The organism is Streptomyces triticirhizae, assembly GCF_003696235.1.
Lineage (GTDB): Bacteria > Actinomycetota > Actinomycetes > Streptomycetales > Streptomycetaceae > Streptomyces > Streptomyces triticirhizae.
The window spans coordinates 1-946 of record NZ_RFFJ01000412.1 but is presented as its reverse complement, the minus strand read 5'-3'; the positions used below and the strand labels follow the sequence as shown (position 1 = coordinate 946).

The 946-nt window shown below is 79.6% G+C and carries 1 protein-coding gene and 1 pseudogene; one reads left to right on the top strand and one right to left on the bottom strand.

Features of this window, described 5'->3' with window-relative positions:
• Positions 1 to 608 (bottom strand): ABC transporter ATP-binding protein (locus EBN88_RS30025; RefSeq protein WP_158621591.1); only part of this gene is annotated, 608 nt, incomplete at its 3' end.
• A gap of 92 nt (positions 609 to 700) precedes the next feature.
• On the opposite strand from EBN88_RS30025, the pseudogene EBN88_RS30020 reads away from it, so the two are divergent.
• Positions 701 to 946 (top strand): annotated as a pseudogene (locus EBN88_RS30020) (ATP-dependent DNA ligase); the annotation flags it as partial.

The window sequence follows — 946 nt, the reverse complement described above, 5'->3', positions numbered from 1 at the left end:
AGCCGCCGGGCGCCCGCCCGTTCGGCGAGCGCCGGGTCGTGCGTGGCGAGCAGGACGGCGGCGCCCCCGGCGGCCAGGCCGCGCAGCCGCGCCCCCAGCGCGACGCGCGCCTCGGCGTCCAGGTGCGCCTCCGGCTCGTCCAGGATCAGCAGCGCCACCGGCCTGACCCGGGTGGCGGCCAGCGACAGCAGCTGGCCGAGCCCGGCGGAGAGCGCGTCCGGGAACTGCTCGGCGTGGTCGGCCAGTCGGTGCTCGCCCAGCGCCGCGTCCACCCGTTCCTCCGCGTCCGGCACGCCGTGCGCCAGCGCGACCAGCAGCAGGTGTTCGCGCACGGTGAGGTCCGGATAGTGGGCCCCGGGGCCCAGCGCGCAGGCCACGTCGGCGCGGAACGCGGCGGCGTCCTCGTCGGCCGGCGCGTCCCGGAAGGTGACGGTCCCGGCGTCGGGCCGCTCCCGGCCGGCGGCGATCCGCAGCAGCGTGGACTTGCCCGCCCCGTTGGGCCCCAGCACGGCGACGGCCTCGCCGGCGCCCAGCGCGAGCGAGACGCCGTCCAGCACCGGCCGCCGGCCGTAGCCGTGCCGCACCTCAGCCACTCGAAGCAGGTTCATGGCCCTCATCGCATCATGCGCCGCGCGCCGCCCCGGTCCCGGGTGGCCCCTTCCGGCGCGACGCCGGCGGCGGAAGCGGCGAGCATGGAGCCATGCTGCTGGCCGATGTCGCGCGCACCTGGCGGGAGGTCGCGGCCACCGCCGGGCGGTCGGCGAAGGTGGCCGCGCTGGCCCGGCTGTTCGCCGCGACCGAGCCGGAACGGGCGCCCGTCGTCGCCACCTGGCTCGCCGGCCGGCTGCCGCAGCGGAAGCTCGGCGTGGGCTGGCGGGCGCTGGCCGACGCCCCGCCGCCCGCCGCCACGGCCACCCTGACGGTGGCGGCGACCGACGAGACGCTG